At 70.2% G+C, this 18,479-nt stretch carries 18 protein-coding genes; 12 read left to right on the top strand and 6 right to left on the bottom strand.

What is annotated here, in order from left to right; all coding sequences use genetic code 11:
• Positions 1–43 precede the first annotated feature (43 nt).
• Positions 44–838 (bottom strand): VOC family protein, encoded by a 795-nt coding sequence (locus tag OP79_RS05605; RefSeq protein ID WP_033318843.1) that lies wholly within the window; start codon positions 836–838, stop codon positions 44–46.
• Between the two features lie 315 nt (positions 839–1,153).
• Between OP79_RS05605 and OP79_RS05600 the strand changes: the two genes are divergently transcribed.
• A complete protein-coding gene (locus OP79_RS05600) occupies positions 1,154–1,981 on the top strand; it encodes a sulfurtransferase (RefSeq protein ID WP_033318842.1) in 828 nt (275 codons plus the stop codon).
• Between the two features lie 88 nt (positions 1,982–2,069).
• Here OP79_RS05600 and sepH read toward each other — a convergent pair whose 3' ends face one another.
• The 3 genes from sepH to OP79_RS05585 all read right to left on the bottom strand — a co-directional run bounded on the left by sepH (position 2,070) and on the right by OP79_RS05585 (position 6,135).
• Complete coding sequence (sepH, locus tag OP79_RS05595; RefSeq protein ID WP_033318841.1) at positions 2,070–3,134, bottom strand: septation protein SepH; 1,065 nt, start codon at positions 3,132–3,134, stop codon at positions 2,070–2,072.
• Between the two features lie 483 nt (positions 3,135–3,617).
• Positions 3,618–4,937, bottom strand: coding sequence for a D-arabinono-1,4-lactone oxidase (locus OP79_RS05590; RefSeq protein WP_033318840.1), 1,320 nt, complete (start codon positions 4,935–4,937; stop codon positions 3,618–3,620).
• On the bottom strand, positions 4,897–6,135 hold the full coding sequence (locus tag OP79_RS05585) for an MFS transporter (RefSeq protein WP_033318839.1): 1,239 nt from the start codon (positions 6,133–6,135) through the stop codon (positions 4,897–4,899). Before OP79_RS05585 ends, OP79_RS05590 begins: the two co-directional genes overlap by 41 nt.
• 137 nt (positions 6,136–6,272) lie before the next feature.
• Here OP79_RS05585 and OP79_RS05580 point away from each other — a divergent pair, with 137 nt between their 5' ends.
• Together OP79_RS05580 and OP79_RS05575 are read left to right on the top strand one after the other, a co-directional pair.
• Positions 6,273–7,400 (top strand): ferrochelatase, encoded by a 1,128-nt coding sequence (locus tag OP79_RS05580; protein WP_033318838.1) that lies wholly within the window; start codon positions 6,273–6,275, stop codon positions 7,398–7,400.
• 8 nt (positions 7,401–7,408) lie between these two features.
• Positions 7,409–8,221, top strand: coding sequence for an inositol monophosphatase family protein (locus tag OP79_RS05575; protein ID WP_033318950.1), 813 nt, complete (start codon positions 7,409–7,411; stop codon positions 8,219–8,221).
• A 236-nt stretch (positions 8,222–8,457) separates the two neighbouring features.
• Here OP79_RS05575 and OP79_RS55910 read toward each other — a convergent pair whose 3' ends face one another.
• Positions 8,458–8,628, bottom strand: coding sequence for a hypothetical protein (locus tag OP79_RS55910; protein WP_169786180.1), 171 nt, complete (start codon positions 8,626–8,628; stop codon positions 8,458–8,460).
• 403 nt (positions 8,629–9,031) lie between these two features.
• Between OP79_RS55910 and OP79_RS05570 the strand changes: the two genes are divergently transcribed.
• The 4 genes from OP79_RS05570 to OP79_RS05555 all read left to right on the top strand — a co-directional run bounded on the left by OP79_RS05570 (position 9,032) and on the right by OP79_RS05555 (position 12,534).
• Positions 9,032–9,685 (top strand): response regulator transcription factor, encoded by a 654-nt coding sequence (locus tag OP79_RS05570; RefSeq protein WP_010983842.1) that lies wholly within the window; start codon positions 9,032–9,034, stop codon positions 9,683–9,685.
• A 6-nt stretch (positions 9,686–9,691) separates the two neighbouring features.
• A complete protein-coding gene (locus OP79_RS05565; RefSeq protein ID WP_106972302.1) occupies positions 9,692–10,936 on the top strand; it encodes a sensor histidine kinase in 1,245 nt (414 codons plus the stop codon).
• Positions 10,937–11,327: 391 nt separating this feature from the next.
• Positions 11,328–11,624: a DUF4193 domain-containing protein gene (locus OP79_RS05560; protein WP_005481602.1), complete on the top strand. Its 297-nt coding sequence runs from the start codon at positions 11,328–11,330 to the stop codon at positions 11,622–11,624.
• 13 nt (positions 11,625–11,637) lie between these two features.
• Positions 11,638–12,534 (top strand): hypothetical protein, encoded by an 897-nt coding sequence (locus tag OP79_RS05555; protein WP_033318836.1) that lies wholly within the window; start codon positions 11,638–11,640, stop codon positions 12,532–12,534.
• Positions 12,535–12,588: 54 nt separating this feature from the next.
• Here the strand turns inward: OP79_RS05555 and OP79_RS05550 are convergent, their stop codons facing one another.
• Positions 12,589–13,047 (bottom strand): DUF3093 domain-containing protein, encoded by a 459-nt coding sequence (locus tag OP79_RS05550; RefSeq protein WP_033318835.1) that lies wholly within the window; start codon positions 13,045–13,047, stop codon positions 12,589–12,591.
• A gap of 58 nt (positions 13,048–13,105) precedes the next feature.
• On the opposite strand from OP79_RS05550, the gene OP79_RS05545 reads away from it, so the two are divergent.
• The 5 genes from OP79_RS05545 (at position 13,106) to OP79_RS05525 (ending at position 18,463) form a co-directional block, all read left to right on the top strand.
• The gene (locus OP79_RS05545; RefSeq protein WP_033318834.1) at positions 13,106–13,690 is read left to right on the top strand and encodes a PaaI family thioesterase; all 585 of its coding nucleotides are present in this window, start codon (positions 13,106–13,108) and stop codon (positions 13,688–13,690) included.
• Positions 13,691–13,719: 29 nt separating this feature from the next.
• Positions 13,720–14,214 carry a dUTP diphosphatase gene (dut, locus tag OP79_RS05540; protein ID WP_033318833.1) on the top strand — a complete coding sequence of 165 codons (495 nt, stop codon included), beginning with the start codon at positions 13,720–13,722 and terminating at the stop codon, positions 14,212–14,214.
• Between the two features lies 1 nt (position 14,215).
• On the top strand, positions 14,216–14,986 hold the full coding sequence (locus OP79_RS05535; RefSeq protein WP_033318832.1) for a DUF3710 domain-containing protein: 771 nt from the start codon (positions 14,216–14,218) through the stop codon (positions 14,984–14,986).
• Between the two features lie 247 nt (positions 14,987–15,233).
• Positions 15,234–17,783 (top strand): sensor histidine kinase, encoded by a 2,550-nt coding sequence (locus OP79_RS05530; RefSeq protein WP_033318831.1) that lies wholly within the window; start codon positions 15,234–15,236, stop codon positions 17,781–17,783.
• Positions 17,780–18,463: a response regulator gene (locus tag OP79_RS05525; RefSeq protein WP_033318830.1), complete on the top strand. Its 684-nt coding sequence runs from the start codon at positions 17,780–17,782 to the stop codon at positions 18,461–18,463. The genes OP79_RS05530 and OP79_RS05525 overlap by 4 nt, the downstream gene beginning before the upstream one ends.
• The last annotated feature ends 16 nt before the right edge of the window (positions 18,464–18,479 follow it).

Below are 18,479 nucleotides of genomic sequence, written 5' to 3'. Positions count from 1 at the left end.
TCGGAGAACCAGTTCATCGTGGCTCGTGGGCAGTGGCTGGTGCTCAGTGGCTCGTGCGTACGAGGGAGAACGCCGCCCCCTCGGGGTCCGTGACCGTGGCGATGCGGCCGTGCGGGGTGTCGCGGGGCGTTTTCAGGACGTGGCCGCCCAGGTCGATGACATCGGTCAAGGAGGCGTCCACGTCGGCGACTTCGAAGTACGTCATCCAGTGCGGGCCCCGGTCGCGGGGGAGGGCGTGGCCCACGCCGCGGATGCCGCCCACCGGGCGGCCCTCGATGTGCAGGGTGATGTAGTCGAAGTCCGTGGAGACGAGCGGCTCTTCCTCGTAGCCGAAGAGCATCTGGTAGAACTTGGCGACGCTGGCGGAGTCGCGTGTGACGAGCTCGTTCCAGGCGGGCGTGCCGGGCACCTCGGTGATGCCCGTGCCGAGGTGGGCCGCGGTCTGCCAGATGCCGAACACGGCGCCCGAGGGATCGGAGGCGATGGCCATCCGGCCCGCGTCCCCGGCGTCCAGAGGGCCCACGCCGACCGTGCCGCCGCAGGCCCGTACCGTCTCCGCCGTCAGATCCACGTCGTCCGAGGCGAGATAGGGAGTCCAGGCGATGGGCAGATGACGGTCGGGCGGCAGCTGCCCGATCCCGGCCACCTCATGGCCGTCGAGCACGGCACGTACGTACGGGCCGAGCTGCTGGGGGCCGGGCTGGAACTTCCAGCCGAACAGTGCTCCGTAGAACTCCTGGGTCGCGGCCATCCCGTGCACCATCAGACTCACCCAGCAGGGCGTGCCGGGCGCGTGCGCGGTGCCGTTCAGGCCGGTCGACCCCCGTGACTCGGTCATCGTCACTCTTTCCTCGGCGCCCCGGGGCGCCTGCCGCTTCACTTCCGCTTCCGACAGCGCGTACTGCCCCCGCGCGATTCCCCGCCCGGTGCCGACGCTCGCACCACCAGGGATGCCGCGTGCCCCGGGCCGGCGGCGCATGGCTGGAGGATGCCCGATTTGCTGTATCCCATCCGTATCCCCACGGTTGCCTGGTGGTGTCCATCGGCTGTACAGCCTGTGTCCAGGTCCGTACGCCGTGTGCTCGGGCCGGTCCGGCGGGCAGAGTAACCGGACCTGGACGATGCGGCCACCCCGTGCGCAAGGATGGTGGCCATGAACGCCATCATCTCCGCAGCCGAACTCGCGAGCGCCCTGGCCGGACCGAAGCCTCCGGTGGTGCTCGACATCCGCTATCAACTGGGCGGCCCGAACCTGCGTTCCGCATACGAGGAGGGGCACATTCCGGGTGCCGTCTATGTGGACCTGGACTCGGAACTCGCAGCTCCGGCCGGGGAGGGCGGCCGGCATCCGCTGCCGGACATGGAGGTCTTCGGGGCGGCGATGCGGGCGGCCGGGGTCAGTGCGGACCGGGACGTCGTCACGTACGACGGCGGGCTCGGCTGGGCCGCCGCGCGCGCCTGGTGGCTGCTGCGCTGGACGGGTCACCCCTCGGTGCGTGTCCTTGACGGCGGACTCGCGGCCTGGGACGGCCCCGTCGAGGCCGGTGTCCCGTCTCCGGTCGCCGGTACGTTCCTGCCGTCGCCCGGCGCGCTGCCGTTGCTCGACGCGGATGCAGCCGCCGCTCTGGCCCGCACCGGCCTGCTCCTCGATGCACGAGCCGCCGAGCGCTACCGGGGCGAGGTCGAGCCGATCGACCGGATCGCCGGCCATATCCCCGGCGCGGTCTCGGCACCGACGACGGAGAACGTGACGGAATCCGGCCACTTCCGCCCCGCCGCCGAACTCGCCGAGCGCTTCAAGTCCCTGGGCGCGACCGGCACGTGTGAAGTCGGCGTCTACTGCGGCTCGGGCGTCTCCGCCGCTCATGAGATTCTCGCGCTTCAGGTCGCGGGCATTCCGGCGGCGCTGTACGCGGGCTCGTGGTCGCAGTGGTCGGCGGACGGGAGCCGCCCGGTCGCGACGGGGCCCGACCCGCAGTAGACCGGCCCCGGCCCGCAGTCGTCGCACGGCAGCGAAAAGGGCTCGCCCCGAAGTGGTGCGAGCCCCAGCCGCGTACATCTTCCGCTTCCTATTCCTGCTTCTTGCGACGAGTCCCGAAGACGATCTCGTCCCAGCTCGGCACCGCAGCTCTTCGCCCCGGGCGGACGCCGTCCGCCTCGGCCTGCCGGTCGGTGGAGCCGACGAGCCGTTCGCGGTGGCTGGCCACCGAGCGCGGCATGAGGACATCGGCGTACGCCGAACCGGCCGAGGCCGCGGGAGCCGGGGGCTCCTCCTCCTCGGGCTCCGGAGCAGGCTCCTCCTCCGCCGGCATATCCGTGGTCGGGGCGGGGCGCTCGGGCACCACCAGGTCGCCACGGAAGCTGGGCACCGCCTCCAGGAGGCTGGTGAGCGAGTCCCGCTCACCGTTGATGCTCTCCTCCTCGGGCTCCGGCGGCTGGGCCGGCAGGACGGGACGTTCCGTCTGGCGCTCCAGGGCGCGGTCCATCGGGCGCTCGCGGTCGCGCGGCAGCCGGGCGATACGCGGCACGAACGGGAAGCTGGGCTCGGGCGAGGCGAGGTCGTCGTCGGACTCGCCGATCAGCGAGCGCGCCTCCTCGTCCACAGCCTGTACGAGCCGCCGCGGCGGGTCGTATGTCCAACTCGCCGAATGAGGCTCACCCGCGACCCGGTAGACGAGCAGGACCTCCCAGGTGCCGTCGTCACGGCGCCACGAGTCCCACTGCACGGTCTCCTTGTCGGCGCCGCGCAGCAGCAGCCGCTCCTGCACCGCCTCGCCGAGCTGGGGTCCGGCGGTCTCGCCGGGCCGACGGACCGGGGTCTTGCGGGCCCGCTCCGCCATGAAGGCGCGCTCCGCGAGCACGGGGCCCTCGAAGCGGCGTACGCGATCGACGGGGATGCCTGCGAGTTGGGCGACCTCTTCGGCGGAGGCGCCTGCGCGTATACGCGCCTGGATGTCTCGGGGGCGGAGATGGCTCTCCACCTCGATCTCGATCTGGCCGAGGCGGGGACGATCGCCGCGAACGGCGGCGCGCAGACGCTCGTCAATCGGAAGCGTGTACTCCGTGCTGTCCGCAGCCTTCAGCACCAGCCGTGTGCCGTCGTTAGAGACGGCCACGACACGCAGTTCGGGCATGGGGACCTCCCGGGTGGTGCCTGCCGACGTCACGTGCGTCGCTGCTTCCGCTAGTCGAGTGTGGCCTGCCCGGGTGCAGCCTGCCACAACCTTGCCTGTTTGCCCGGCGTGTCGGGCGCTGGCCCTGGATCGCCGTTATGGCACGGTTACCTATTCGCAACGCTAAGTGACAAAATCCGTCACCCTGTGCAACGAGCCCCCTCACGGCGGTCCTGGAAGGCCCCGGACGCCCTGGCGGGTGTCCGGACCCAGGGCTCGCAACAGTACTCCATTCGGGCCACCTGCGTGGATCGGCACGCCGCCCAACTTCTCGCGGGGGTCGGGAGTTGGCCACCGGGGACGTCGTTCCGGTGACCACGGTGAGTGGCGATCTTCACGCGATCGTCACGACTGAAGTTGATCGTTCCGGCTTTGAGTTCTTGAGCCCCCTCCAAGGCCCTCTCGCTCTCGCGGAGTTGGCGATGGCGTGACTATGTGTCGCGATTACGTCCCCAACACCCGCCGCAAGTAGTCGTTTCCGAAGCGCCGGTCCGGGTCGAGCCGGTCCCTGAGGGCGGTGAACTCGCCGAAGCGCGGATAGATCCCGGCGAAGTACTCCGCCTCGCGCGTGTGCAACTTGCCCCAGTGCGGGCGCCCTTCGTGCGCGAGGAAGATCCGCTCGGCGGCCGTGAAGTACGCCCGATGGGGGGTGCCCTTGTACATGTGGACCGCGATGTACGCGCTGTCCCGGTCGGATGCCGTGGAGAGCGTGATGTCGTCCGCGGGTGCGGTGCGCACCTCTACGGGGAAGCTGATCCGCAGCGGAGAGCGGTCGATCATGGCCTTCAGTTCGCGCAGCGTCTCGACGAGGGCCGCGCGCGGGACGGCGTACTCCATCTCTGTGAAGCGCACCCGGCGCGGGGACGTGAAGACCTTGTAGGGAATGTCCGTGTACGTGCGGGCCGAAAGGGCCCGGCTGGAGATCTTCGCGATCGCCGGGATGGTCGCGGGCACGGCACGACCCAGCGAATTGGCCACCTGGAAGAGGCCGTTGGAGAGGAACTCGTCCTCGAAGAGGCCACTGATCCTGCCGACCGGCTTCTCCGGGCCCGCGCTGCGGTTGTTGCGCTTGGTGTTGCAGTTGCCGGTGTGCGGGAACCAGTAGAACTCGAAGTGTTCGTTCTCCGCGTGGAGTTCGTCGAAGGTGGCGGTGACCTGGTCGAAGGTCATCGGCTCTTCGCGTGCCGTGAGCAGAAAAAGGGGCTCTACGGAGAAGGTGATCGCGGTGACGACACCCAGGGCGCCGAGTCCGATGCGGGCGGCCGCGAAGACATCCGGATTCTCCTTCTCGGAGCAGGCCAGAACCGAGCCGTCGGCGGTGACCAGTTCAAGTGCCGTGATCTGGGCGGCGATCGACGCCGAGTCACGGCCGGTGCCGTGAGTGCCGGTGCTGGTCGCGCCGGAAACCGTCTGCTCCATGATGTCGCCCATGTTCGTGAGCGACAGGCCCTCGCGGGCCAGGGCCACGTTCAGCCGCTTCAAGGTGGTGCCCGCCTCCACGGTGACGGTGCCCGCCGCGCGGTCGATCTTGCGGATGCCGGTGAGCAGATCGGGCCGTATCAGCAGACCGTCGGTCGCGGCGACGGCCGTGAAGGAGTGCCCGGCGCCGACCGCCTTGACCCTCAGTCCGTCCTCGGCGGCCTGGCGCACGGCGGCGGAAAGCTCCTCGACAGAAGCCGGCGTGACGTCCCGTACGGGACGGGCGGAGACATTGCCCGCCCAGTTACGCCACGTGCCGCTCTTCCCGCTCGCTGTGCTGCTCATGGGTCCCTCCCCGCTGCGGAACCGGCCTGCCGAGCCGGCGATACCCCAGGAAACCGACCGCGACCGCGACGGCCCCGGCGACCGCCGGAACCCCGTATCCGGCCCGCGCCCCGGCGGCGTCGATCACCCAGCCGGAGACGGAGGAGCCGAGCGCGACCCCGACCGCAAGACCGGTGCTGACCCAGGTCATGCCCTCGGTCAGTTTCGCGCGAGGTACGTGCCGTTCGACGAGGGCCATCGTCGTGATCATCGTCGGCGCGATGGACAGGCCCGCGACAAACAGCGCCACGGCCAGGAACGGCAAGTTTCCGACCAGTAGGAGGGGGATCATACTCACGGCCATCGTGCAGATGCCCAGCACCCACCTGCGGGCGGGCGCCCCCGCGAAGCGCAGCAGCCCGAAGACGGCTCCGGCCGCGCAGGAGCCCGCCGCGTACACGGCCAGTACGATGCTCGCGGCGGCCTTGTGGCCCTGCTCCTCGGCGAAGGCGACCGTGACCACGTCGACCGCGCCGAAGATCGCTCCCGTCGCCACGAAGGTGGCCACCAGGACCTGCAGCCCGGGTGAGCGCAGGGCCGAGCCGCCGGTGTGGTGCTCGCGGGGATGCGGCGGGGGTTCGGTGGCGCGCTGGGCCGTCAGCCAGAAGACACCGGTCGCCAGGAAACAGCCCGCCAGGAGCGGCCCGGCCTCCGGGAACCACACCGTGGACAGGCCGATGGAGATGATCGGGCCGAAGATGAAGCAGATCTCGTCGACGACGGACTCGAAGGCGTACGCGGTGTGCAACTCGGGCTTGTCCCGGTAGAAGTAGGCCCAGCGTGCCCTGGTCATCGCGCCGATGCTCGGTACGCAGCCGATGCCGGCCGAGCACAGGAACAGCATCCAGTCCGGCCAGTCGAAGTGCGCGGCCAGCAGCAGCCCGGCCGCCGCGGCGAGGGCGAACAGCGTCGCGGGCCGCAGCACCCGGCGCTGCCCGTGCCGGTCCACAAGCCGCGAGATCTGCGGACCGATCACCGCCGCGGACAGCGCGATGGTCGCCGCGAGGGCGCCCGCGAGGCCGTACCGCCCGGTGAGCTGGGAGATCATCGTGACCACGCCGATGCCCATCATGGACAGCGGCATCCGGCCGAGGAAACCCGCGACGGAGAAGCCTGTGGAGCCTGGGGCGGCGAACAGGGCGCGGTAGGGGCTGGGCACGGGGTCTCCGGTGAGGATCCGTAAGGCGCGAATGTAGCCGATACAGCTTACGGGTCAGGTAACCCCGCGTGTGCCGGGCGCCCTCCCGTCATACCGCCGTTTCCCGGCTGTCAGTGACGAGTGGCAGGATCAAAGACATGCCCGACGCGCTCGATGCCCATCCGTACGACGCCCTGCTCCTGCTCTCGTTCGGCGGTCCCGAAGGCCCCGACGACGTGGTCCCGTTCCTGGAGAACGTGACGCGGGGACGCGGCATCCCCAAGGAACGCCTCAAGGAAGTGGGGCAGCACTACTTCCTGTTCGGCGGGGTCAGCCCCATCAACGACCAGAACCGCGCCCTGCTGGACGCCCTCCGCAAGGACTTCGCCGAACACGGCCTGGACCTGCCGGTCTACTGGGGCAACCGCAACTGGGCGCCGTATCTGACGGACACCCTGCGCGAGATGGTCGCCGACGGCCGCCGACGCATCCTGGTCCTCGCCACCAGCGCGTACGCCTCGTACTCGGGCTGCCGCCAGTACCGCGAGAACCTCGCCGAATCGCTCGCCACTCTTGAGGCCGAGGGGCTGGAGCTGCCGAGGGTCGACAAGCTGCGGCACTACTTCAACCACCCGGGCTTCATCCAGCCCATGATCGACGGCGTCCTGAAGTCCCTCGCCGACCTTCCCGAGGACGTCCGCGCGGGCGCGCACCTGGCCTTCACGACCCACTCGATCCCGAACGCTTCCGCGGACACCTCCGGACCCGTCGAGGACCACGGCGACGGGGGTGCGTACGTGAAGCAGCATCTGGACGCCGCGCGGCTGATCGCCGACGCGGTGCGCGAGGAGACCGGGACCGAGCACCCCTGGCAGCTCGTCTACCAGTCCCGCTCCGGTGCCCCGCACATCCCCTGGCTGGAGCCGGACATCTGCGATCACCTGGAGGAGCTGCACGGCGCCGGGGTGCCGGCCGTCGTCATGGCGCCCATCGGGTTCGTCTCGGACCACATGGAGGTCATGTACGACCTCGACACGGAAGCGAAGGCCAAGGCCGAGGAGCTGGGGCTGCCGGTGCGCCGCTCGGCCACCGTGGGCGCCGACCCGCGGTTCGCCGCCGCGATACGCGAGCTCGTCGTGGAGCGGGCCGCCACCGAGAGCGGCCGCGACGTGAAGCTCTGCGCCCTCGGTGACCTGGGGCCGAGCCACGACGTGTGCCCCGTGGGCTGCTGCCCCGCCCGCGCCCCGAAGCCCGCCGCCGCGGGCGCCGACAGCCCGTACGCCTGAGGAGCACCGTGACCGCGACAACGAGCGACCGCCTGAAGGCCGAACTCCTGCAGATCGCGCTGGATGCGGCGCACCACGCGGGCGCCTTCCTGCGCGACGGCCGCCCCGACGATCTCGGCGTGGCCGCGACCAAGTCCAGCGCCGCCGATGTCGTCACCGAGATGGACATCGCCTCCGAGAAGCTGATCACCGGCCTGCTCGCCGACCTCAGGCCGGACGACGGCGTGCTCGGCGAGGAGGGCGCCAGCGTCGAGGGCAGCAGCGGGATCCAGTGGGTCATCGACCCCATCGACGGAACGGTCAACTACCTGTACGGACTGCCCAGTTGGGCCGTCTCGATCGCGGCCCGCAAGGACGGCGAGACGGTCGTCGGCGTGGTGCACGCCCCGATGCGCGGCGAGACCTACCGGGCCGCCCTGGGCGAGGGCGCGTTTGTGAACGACCGCCCCGCGCGCGTGCGGCCCGCCCCCGCCTTCGGCCTTGCCCTCGTCGGCACCGGCTTCGGCTACCTCGCCGAGCGCCGGTCCCGGCAGGCCGAGGTGGTCCGCCGGCTCATCCCACAGGTGCGGGACATCCGCCGCGGCGGCTCGGCCGCGATCGACCTGTGCGATGTGGCGACGGGCCGCCTGGACGCGTACTACGAGCGCGGGCTGAACCCCTGGGACTACGCGGCCGGTGACCTGATAGCCCGGGAAGCGGGCGCCCTCACCGGTGGCCGCCCCGGAGAGCCCCTCTCACCCGACCTGACCGTCGCGGCCCCGCCCGGCCTCTTCGAGCCGCTCCAGAGGCGCCTGGAGGAACTGGGCGCCTGGCACGACTGACGGTACGGACCACCGCCGCCGCTCCCGCCGACTGACACCGCGTACAACAGCGGCAGCGAGTGAGCCGAAGGGGCGCGACGGTGTCGAGAGTGTGAGCGCGCGGAGTGCCCGACGAAGGAGGGGCGAGCACGGTCGCACTCTCGACACCGGCTGTAGCGCCCCGGAGGCGAACCGAGCCCAAAAAAAGAGGTGGGGCCCGGTCTGGATCTGCCGGGCCCCGCTCTCGTACGAGCTGATCAGACGCGTGAGCCGACCTCCACACCGTGCTCGGCGGCGAGGCGGCGGAGGTCGTCGAGCTCGGCCTCCTCGACCTCCGCGAGGAAGTCGTCGCCGGTCTCGCGAGCCCGCGTCAGGTCGGACTCGGTCGCCTTTATGCGCTGCAGAAGTCCTGCGGTGAATGCGTCCATGCTGCGCCCCCTCGTCCTGGGTCGTGGGTCGGTGGCACGGGGGTGTGCCGTTCGGAAGGGGCGATCACGTCTCCTGTGGATGCCCAGCGCTGCCCGTGCTGGGCGGCGACGGTGCCGGACACCCACGTCCGCTCTGCGGAAGCGGCCGGTGGCGTACCACATGGTGGTGTGCCACATGCAGAGCGTGATCGCGGGGTGTAAAGCCGTCCTCCCCGCACTCCCTTCCGCGGAAACCTCAACCGGAAGAGAAAATCTCGCATTCCCGGGCCTCTCACCCCCCTCTCACCCGTCTTACAGCCGACTTATGGCCGAAAAGGGCAGGATGGAGGTCTCACCCACGACAGACCCTGCCCGTGTGCGCCGAAAGCGCGCTACGCGGGTGGACAGAGGAAGGACAAGCGACGTGCGCGTACTCGTCGTCGAGGACGAGCAACTGCTCGCCGATGCGGTGGCCACCGGACTGCGCCGGGAGGCCATGGCCGTCGACGTCGTGTACGACGGTGCGGCCGCCCTGGAACGCATCGGCGTCAACGACTACGACGTGGTCGTCCTCGACCGTGACCTCCCACTGGTGCACGGCGACGACGTCTGCCGCAAGATCGTCGAGCTCGGCATGCCCACACGCGTGCTGATGCTCACGGCCTCCGGTGACGTCAGCGACCGTGTCGAGGGCCTGGAGATCGGCGCCGACGACTATCTCCCCAAGCCCTTCGCGTTCAGCGAACTGACGGCACGCGTGCGTGCCCTCGGCCGGCGTACGAGCGTGCCGCTGCCGCCCGTCCTGGAGCGTGCCGGGATAAAGCTGGACCCCAACCGTCGCGAGGTCTTCCGCGACGGCAAGGAGGTCCAGCTCGCCCCCAAGGAGTTCGCCGTCCTGGAGGTGCTGCTGCGCAGCGAGGGCGCCGTCGTCTCCGCCGAGCAGCTCCTGGAGAAGGCCTGGGACGAGAACACCGACCCGTTCACGAATGTTGTGCGCGTCACGGTGATGACCTTGCGCCGCAAGCTCGGCGAGCCGCCGGTCATCGTGACCGTGCCGGGCTCGGGTTACCGGATCTGATCCATGGTGGTGACGAAACCCGCGCTTCCGACAGCGCCTCCGAAGCCCTCCTGGGACCCGCGGAGACCGGAACCCCCGTTCCCTTGGCTGCGCCCGACCATCCGGATAAGGCTCACGCTGCTGTACGGCGGGATGTTCCTGATCGCCGGCATCATGCTGCTGTCGATCATCTATCTGCTGGCGGCGCAGGCGCTGAACACGGGCAGTGATCCGCTCTTCAAGATCACGGGCGGCACCAACATAAAGGTCACCAGCGAGAACTGTCCCGCGGTCAACGCCAACCAGACGCTCGACGAGTTCAACGCGGCGATCAGCACCTGCATCGACCACCAGCGCCGGGTCGCCCTGGACAACCTCCTCAGCCGCTCGCTCCTGGCCCTCCTCGGCCTCGCCGTGATCGCCTTCGCCTTCGGCTACGCGATGGCGGGCCGGGTCCTGGCGCCGCTCGGCCGGATCACCCGCACGGCGCGCGCGGTGGCCGGCTCGGACCTCTCGCGCCGTATCGAGCTGGACGGTCCGGACGACGAGCTGAAGGAGCTGGCGGACACCTTCGACGACATGCTGGAGCGATTGCAGCGGGCGTTCACCGCCCAGCAGCGCTTCGTCGGGAACGCCTCGCACGAGCTGCGTACGCCCCTGGCGATCAACCGCACGCTCCTGGAGGTGCACCTTTCCGATCCGGGGGCACCCGTGGAACTGCAACAGCTCGGCAAGACCCTGCTCGCCACCAATGAGCGCAGCGAGCAGCTCGTCGAAGGCCTCTTGCTGCTCGCCCGCAGCGACAACCAGATCGTCGAGCGCAAGGCGGTCGATCTCGCCGAGGTCGCCTCCCAGGCCGTCGACCAGGTGCGCGCCGAGGCGGATACGAACGGCGTGGAGATCCGCGGGGAGCGGGCTCCCGTGGTCGTCCAGGGCAATGGCGTACTCCTGGAGCGGATCGCGCTGAACCTCGTCCAGAACGCCGTCCGGTACAACGTGCCGAAGGATGGCTGGGTCGAGGTGACGACACAGGCCCAGCACGGCCAGGCGATCTTCGTGGTGTCCAACACGGGGCCCGTGGTGCCGGCGTACGAGATCGACAACCTCTTCGAGCCGTTCCGGCGGCTGCGGACCGAGCGGACGGGCAGTGACAAGGGTGTGGGTCTCGGCCTGTCGATCGCCAGGTCCGTGGCCCGTGCGCACGGCGGTCACATCACCGCCGAGCCGCGGGAAGGGGGTGGGCTGGTGATGCGAGTAACCCTGCCCATCTGAGAACATGTCGCCGACACAGGGCGATGTTCGCTTTGCGCGGAATTTTCGGGGCAACAGCCCAGGAGATTCATGTGTCATCGATCACATAGACGAATTTCTGGCCATCTACTCTCCGTGATCAAGGGGACTGGCGGAAAGCCGGGAAAGTCCGGGTTTTCGATGGTCTCATTCACGGGAAGTACAGGTGGGACGCCTTTGAAGTGCGGCGTTGGGACCGTGTACGGTCCCGTTCGCCATCCAAGCCGATCACTACTGCTGAGTTCGGTTGGGTGTCGATTGAGTAACAGACCTTGATGTGAGGCAAAATCTCCGCCTCAGGTCGGGCACAAGTCCGGCCTCTCACGCGTTACGTGCGCTGAGACACCACAGACACCCAGAGGGGGAGAGCGACATGGCAACGGATTACGACACCCCACGCAAGACCGACGACGACGTCGACTCGGACAGCCTTGAAGAACTGAAGGCTCGCCGGAACGACAAGTCGACGTCGGCCGTAGACGTGGACGAGTTCGAGGCCGCGGAAGGCCTGGAACTGCCCGGTGCGGACCTCTCGAACGAAGAGCTGGCCGTCCGGGTCCTGCCGAAGCAGCAGGACGAGTTCACCTGCATGAGCTGCTTCCTGGTCCACCACCGCAGCCAGTTGGCCCGCGAGAAGAACGGCCAGCCGATCTGCCGCGACTGCGACTGAGGCAGGGTCGGCCGTGAATGGCTCGACCCCGCCCTGGAAGCGCCGTTCCCATGACCAGGGAGCGGCCGGACCGTCTGCGGACGGCGTACGTGACGACGAGCGGGGCCGCGAGGCCTCGCTCGAAGCAGCGGACGTGACAGGCGCCTCCGGTGCCCTCGAGGTGGCGGACAAGAAGGCGCCTGTCGCCAAGCGGCGGGTGGTCGCCGTCGGACATGGGGTGAGAGAAAGCGTTCGCTGGGGCAGTGGCCGGGCCAGGGCGGGCTTGGCGTACCTCACGGACCGGATCATCGAGAACGCCCCGCGGATCCCCGTACGGGACCTCGCCACGCTCCAGAGGCAGTTCCCCGGCCTCGGTCCCGAGCAGCTCGCGGACAAGCTGGTCGCGGGCGCGTGTAATGCGACGGCGACCGTGGGTGCGGGAGTCGGCGCCGCCGCGATGATGCCCGTGCCACCGGCGATGCCCACGGAGCTGGCCGCCGAGATCACCGGCGTTGCCACCATCGAGCTGAAGCTGATCGCCGAGCTGTACGAGGTCTACGGTCAGCGGCCGCCGGGCAATCTCACACAGCGCACGACCACGTATCTGAACTCGTGGTCCGAGGAGCGAGGCATCGACGTGACCAAGCCGTCGACGCTGAACGCGGCCCTCGGGGGCCGGATGAGGCGCGAACTGCGCCAGCGGATCATGAAGCGGATGATCAGGAACATGCCGACCCTGACGCCGTTCCTGGTGGGCGCCGCCGTCGGGGCGGTGATGAACCGCCGCGAGACCAGAAGACTCGCGGACCGCGTCCGAACGGACCTCCGCAAGACGCAGGTCCCCTGGGACGCCCTGCCCGCGCTGCCGCCCCTGGAGAAGCCCGCCGACCCCTTGGACATGGGAAACACTCCCAAGGAGCTGGGGTACTGAGCCCGCACGGCAGCCCGCCGGAAGCCGATCCCCGCAAGCAGTTCGACGAGGGACCTACGCCGCCCGCGCCGCGTCCAGTGCCGCCGCCAGTCGCTCCGGCTCCCGCGTCGACAGGTACAGATACGGCGTCGGGTCCGAGGGGTCCGTGACCTCCACCCGCAGGGCTGTGGGGATATAGGCGCGCAGCAGCATGAAGGCGCGCGGGTTCGCCTTGACCGAGCGCCAGGCGCGCGCCTCCTCGGCGTCGAGCACATGGGCCTCGCCCAGGGCCGACACCGGGATCTTCGCGTCGCCCGCGATCAGGGAGCCGCCCACCACACGGATCCGGACCGAGCCGTACGAACTCGTCACCACCGCCGCGACCGCCGTGCCGCCGGCCAGGCCGCCCAGCAGGGGCAGCACGCCGAACGGCAGCAGGATCAGCGCCATCGAGACGCCGACCAAAAAGCAGACGAGCCACCAGGTGCGGGGCGCGGTCAGACGTTCTTCGTAGGGCGAGGCGGAGAGCTGCATGAAGCCAAGCCTGCCACGGTGCCTACGGGCCGCTGACGCGGAGGTAAGGTCTGCGCCTGTGAGTGGTACATCTTCGACCCTGCGACCCCCGGCCGACGCCGTGGCACCGGTGCGGCACCCGGACGCCCCCGCCCCCGGCGAACTGCTCGGCGCGCACTACGAGCAGTGCTTCGGCTGTGGCGGCGGACAGGAGCACGGGCTGCACCTCGCGGCCCGGGCGGGCGAAGGCGTCAGGATCACCGCCGAGTTCACCGTCAAGACCGCCCACCAGGGTGCGCCCGGCCTCGCCCACGGTGGTGTCCTCGCGAGCGCGCTCGACGAGACGCTCGGCTCGCTGAACTGGTTGCTGCGGACGATCGCGGTGACCGGCCGCCTGGAGACCGACTTCGTACGGCCCGTCCCCGTGGACACGGTGCTGCATCTGGAGGCCGAGGTCACTGCGGTGGCCGGACGGAAGATCTACTCCACGGCCACCGGTCGGATAGGCGGCCCCGACGGTCCGGTCGCGGTCCGCGCGGACGCCCTGTTCATCGAGGTGAAGGTCGACCACTTCGTCGACAACGGCCGCCAGGAGGAGATCCAGGCGGCCATGAACGATCCGGACCAGGTCCGGCGAGCCCGCGCCTTCGAGGTGAACCCGTGACCCGAGCTGTGCCCCTGAGCCCCGTTGATGTGCTGATCAGGCGCGTCGATCCGGACGTACCGCTGCCGGAATACGCGCATCCCGGCGACGCCGGCGCGGATCTGCGGACGACCGAAAGCCATGAGCTCGCGCCCGGCGAACGGGCCGTTCTCCCGACCGGGGTGTCCATCGCCCTGCCCGAGGGGTACGCGGCCTTCGTGCACCCGCGTTCCGGGCTCGCCGCCCGCTGCGGTGTAGCCCTCGTGAATGCCCCGGGGACGGTGGATGCCGGGTACCGTGGGGAGATCAAGGTGATCGTGGTGAATCTCGACCCGCGCGAGTCCGTGCGGTTCGAGCGCTTCGACCGGATTGCCCAACTGGTCGTCCAGCAGGTCGAGAAGGTGCGCTTCCAGGAGGTTGCGGAGCTTCCCGACTCGACACGGGCCGCAGGGGGCTTCGGGTCCACCGGCGGCCATGCCGCGGTGGACGGCACAACGGGTGGGAATCGATACGCTTCGGTCGTATCCGACCGGGAAGGACAGTGACGTGTTCGGACGTCGCAAGAAGGGCAGTGCCGCCGAGGACGCGGCGAGCGAGGCCGAGCAGGTCGACGGCGTGGTTGAGGAAGTCGACACTGAGACGGACGACGCAGAGCAGGAGCGCGTACGGCTCGAGCCCAAGCCGCGCCCCGACGGTCCCTGGGACAGTTCGGAGGTCCGCGATCCGGCCGAGGGCCGGGTCGATCTGGGCGGCCTCTTCGTGCCCGGGGTCGACGGCATGGAACTGCGCGTGGAGGTCGCGGGCGACGCCATCGTCGCGGCGACCGTGGTGCTGAAGGACAGCGCCGTACAGCTGCAGGCCTTCGCCGCCCCCAAGCGCGAGGGCATCTGGGGCGAGGTGCGCGAGGAGATCGCCACCGGCATCACCCAGCAGGGCGGTGTCATCGACGAGGTCGAGGGCCCGCTGGGCTGGGAGCTGCGCGCCCAGGTACCGGTGCAGCTGCCGGACGGGACCGGCGGTTTCCAGGTCGTACGGTTCATCGGCGTGGACGGTCCCCGCTGGTTCCTGCGAGGCGTGATCTCCGGGCAGGGCGCGGTGCAGCCGCAGGCCGCCGGGCTGCTCGAGCAGATCTTCCGGGACACGGTCGTCGTCCGTGGTGAGGGCCCGATGGCCCCGCGCGACCCGATCGTGCTGAAGCTGCCGGACGACGCGCAGATGGTCGCCGAGGGTGTCCAGCAGGAGGAGCAGGAGGGTTCCCGCTTCTCCGGAGGCATGGGGCAGTTGCAGCGCGGGCCGGAGATCACCGAGGTCCGGTAGGCACACACCGATTCACGACCATGGGCCGCACCTTCGCCGGGTGCGGCCCGTCGTCGTATGCGGCCTCCGGGCCGTCGGTGCGGCCGGCGTGCGAGCCGGGCCGCACCGTTGCCGGGCCCATCCGCGCGAGCGCGCATCAGGGTTGCGTCAAAGACCTCTCCGGGCCCGCCTTCAGCGCCCTGGGCAGTGGTGATTGGCCGTAAGGTCGACGCAGCGTGTGCGGCTGTTACAGGAAGACAATGGGACCATGGGACGCGGCAGGCTTCGGATCTATCTCGGCGCGGCGCCGGGCGTCGGCAAGACGTACGCGATGCTGTCCGAGGCGCATCGTCGCGTCGAGCGGGGCACGGACTGTGTGGTGGCCTTCGTGGAGCATCACGCCCGGCCGCGGACCGAGGTGATGCTGCACGGCCTGGAGGAGATCCCGCGCACTGAACTGGCATACCGCGGCGGAGTGTTCACCGAGATGGACGTGGACGCGGTGCTGGCCCGCAGGCCCCGGGTGGCCCTTGTCGACGAGCTGGCCCACACGAACGTACCCGGCTCACGCAACGGCAAGCGGTGGCAGGACGTCGAGGAGCTGCTCGCGGCCGGTATCGACGTGGTCTCGACGGTCAACATCCAGCATCTGGAGTCGCTCGGTGACGTCGTCGAGTCGATAACGGGCGTACGGCAGAAGGAGACCGTCCCCGACGAGGTGGTGCGCCGGGCCGACCAGATAGAGCTGGTCGACATGTCGCCCCAGGCGTTGCGGCGGCGGATGGCGCACGGCAACATCTACAAGCCGGACAAGGTCGACGCGGCCCTCTCCAACTACTTCCGCCCCGGCAACCTCACGGCGTTGCGCGAGCTGGCCCTGCTCTGGGTGGCCGACCGCGTCGACGAGTACCTCCAGCAGTACCGGGGCGAGCACGGCATCCGCTCCACCTGGCAGGCCCGCGAACGCATCGTGGTCGGGCTGACCGGCGGTCCGGAGGGGCGGACGCTGATCCGCCGGGCCGCCCGGCTCGCCGAGAAGGGCGCGGGCGGCGAGGTGCTCGCCGTCTACATCGCCCGCAGCGACGGACTGACGTCCGCCTCGCCCAAGGAACTGGCCGTCCAGCGCACCCTCGTCGAGGATCTCGGCGGCACCTTCCACCACGTCATCGGGGACGACATCCCCTCGGCGCTGCTGGAGTTCGCGCGCGGGGTCAACGCTTCCCAGATCGTGCTGGGCGTCTCCCGTCGCAAGGGATGGCAGTACGTCTTCGGGCCCGGCGTCGGCGCCACGGTGGCCCGGGAATCCGGGCCCGACCTGGACGTCCACCTCATCACGCACGACGAGGTCGGCAAGGGGCGCGGCCTTCCGGTCGCCCGGGGTGCGCGGCTCGGGCGGTCCCGGATCATCTGGGGCTGGCTGACGGGCGTGGCGGGCCCTGTGCTGCTGGCCCTGCTGCTGACGCACATCGACGCGGACCTCGGCCTCGCCAACGACATGCTGCTGTTCCTGACGCTGACCGTGGCGGCGGCACTGCTCGGCGGACTCCTCCCGGCCCTCGCCTCGGCGGCGTTCGGCTCCCTGCTGCTGAACTACTTCTTCACCCAGCCCCTGCACCGGCTCACGATCGCCGATCCCAAGAACATCGTCGCCCTGGTGATCTTCGTGGGCGTGGCCGTGTCGGTGGCTTCGGTGGTGGACCTGGCGGCCCGGCGTACGCATCAGGCGGCCAGGCTGCGCGCCGAGTCGGAGATCCTCTCCTTCCTGGCGGGCAGCGTGCTGCGCGGCGAGACCAGTGTGGACGCCCTTCTGGAGCGGGTCCGCGAGACCTTCGGCATGGAGTCGGTCGCCCTGCTGGAGCGTACGAGCGACGTCGATCCGTGGACCTGCGCGGCCAGCGTGGGCCCGGATCCGCCGGCCCTCCCGGAGGACGCGGACGTGGACATGCCGGTCGGCGACCACATGGCGCTGGCGCTGTCCGGCCGGGTGCTGCCCGCGGAGGACCGCCGGGTACTGGCCGCCTTCGCCGCCCAGTCCGTCGTCGTACTGGACCGCCAGCGCCTTCAGCAGGAGGCCGAGCAGGCCCGCACCCTCGCCGAGGGCAACAGCATCCGTACGGCGCTGCTGGCCGCCGTGAGCCATGATCTGCGCACCCCGCTGGCCGCGATCAAGGCCGCCGTGTCGTCCCTGCGGTCCGACGACGTGGCCTGGTCTCAGGAGGACGAGGCCGAGCTCCTGGAGGGGATCGAGGCGGGCGCCGACCGCCTCGACCACCTGGTGGGCAATCTCCTGGACATGTCCCGGCTGCAGACCGGCACCGTCACCCCGCTGATCCGCGAGATCGACCTGGACGAGGTGGTCCCGATGGCGCTGGGCGGCGTCCCCGAGGACAGCGTGGACCTCGACATCCCCGAGACCCTGCCCATGGTCGCCGTCGACCCGGGGCTGCTGGAGCGCTCGGTCGCCAACATCGTCGAGAACGCGGTGAAGTACAGCCCCGACGGGGAGCGGGTGCTGGTGGCCGCCAGCACGCTCGGCGACCGGGTCGAGGTGCGGGTGGTGGACCGCGGGCCCGGCGTCCCGGACGAGGCCAAGGACCGTATCTTCGCGCCCTTCCAGCGCTACGGGGACGCCCCGCGTGGCACCGGTGTGGGCCTCGGGCTCGCGGTCGCCCGCGGCTTCGCCGAGGCCATGGGCGGCACCCTCGACGCCGAGGACACTCCCGGTGGCGGACTCACCATGGTGCTCACCGTCCAGGCAGGCCCGTCCCGTGCCGGACGACTCGCAGAACTCGTACAACCGGAAAGGCAGGCTTCATGACCCGCGTCCTCGTGGTCGACGACGAGCCGCAGATCACCCGAGCCCTCGTGATCAACCTCAAGGCACGCAAGTACGAGGTCGACGCGGCTGCCGACGGCGCCACGGCGCTCCAGCTCGCGGCCGCCCGCCACCCCGACGTGATCGTGCTCGACCTGGGCCTGCCCGACATGGACGGCGTCGAGGTGATCAAGGGACTGCGTGGCTGGACCCGCGTACCGATCCTGGTGCTGTCCGCCCGGCACTCCTCGGACGAGAAGGTCGAGGCCCTGGACGCGGGCGCCGACGACTACGTCACCAAGCCCTTCGGCATGGACGAGCTGCTCGCCCGGCTGCGGGCCGCCGTCCGCCGCGCGGAGCCCAACGGGGGCGGCGAGGACGAAGTGATCGTGGAGACCGAGGACTTCACCGTCGACCTGTCCGCCAAGAAGGTCAACCGGGCAGGGCGCGACATACGCCTGACCCCCACCGAGTGGCACCTCCTGGAGGTGCTGGTGCGCAACACAGGCCGCCTGGTCAGCCAGAAGCAGCTGCTCCAGGAGGTCTGGGGACCCTCGTACGGCACCGAGACCAACTACCTGCGCGTCTACATGGCCCAGCTGCGGCGCAAACTGGAGGGGGATCCTTCGCATCCGCGGCACTTCATCACGGAGCCGGGGATGGGCTACCGGTTCGAGAGGTGAGCCGAGTGTCGGCCGG

Origin of the sequence: Streptomyces yerevanensis (genome assembly GCF_000716805.1) — a bacterium.
GTDB lineage: Bacteria > Actinomycetota > Actinomycetes > Streptomycetales > Streptomycetaceae > Streptomyces > Streptomyces flaveus.
The sequence above is the reverse complement of the archived record's forward strand: the minus strand, read 5'-3'. Positions and strand labels throughout refer to the sequence as shown.

Bases quoted from the DNA above. Each gene is read 5' to 3' on its own strand.
- OP79_RS05600 (WP_033318842.1), top strand. From the start codon at position 1,154: ATGAACGCCATCATCTCCGCAGCCGAACTCGCGAGCGCCCTGGCCGGA.
- OP79_RS05580 (WP_033318838.1), top strand. From the start codon at position 6,273: ATGCCCGACGCGCTCGATGCCCATCCGTACGACGCCCTGCTCCTGCTC.
- OP79_RS05560 (WP_005481602.1), top strand. From the start codon at position 11,328: ATGGCAACGGATTACGACACCCCACGCAAGACCGACGACGACGTCGAC.
- OP79_RS05550 (WP_033318835.1), bottom strand. From the start codon at position 13,047: ATGCAGCTCTCCGCCTCGCCCTACGAAGAACGTCTGACCGCGCCCCGC.
- OP79_RS05525 (WP_033318830.1), top strand. From the start codon at position 17,780: ATGACCCGCGTCCTCGTGGTCGACGACGAGCCGCAGATCACCCGAGCC.
- OP79_RS05590 (WP_033318840.1), bottom strand. From the start codon at position 4,937: ATGAGCAGCACAGCGAGCGGGAAGAGCGGCACGTGGCGTAACTGGGCG.
- sepH (WP_033318841.1), bottom strand. From the start codon at position 3,134: ATGCCCGAACTGCGTGTCGTGGCCGTCTCTAACGACGGCACACGGCTG.
- OP79_RS55910 (WP_169786180.1), bottom strand. From the start codon at position 8,628: ATGGACGCATTCACCGCAGGACTTCTGCAGCGCATAAAGGCGACCGAG.
- OP79_RS05605 (WP_033318843.1), bottom strand. From the start codon at position 838: ATGACCGAGTCACGGGGGTCGACCGGCCTGAACGGCACCGCGCACGCG.
- OP79_RS05530 (WP_033318831.1), top strand. From the start codon at position 15,234: ATGGGACGCGGCAGGCTTCGGATCTATCTCGGCGCGGCGCCGGGCGTC.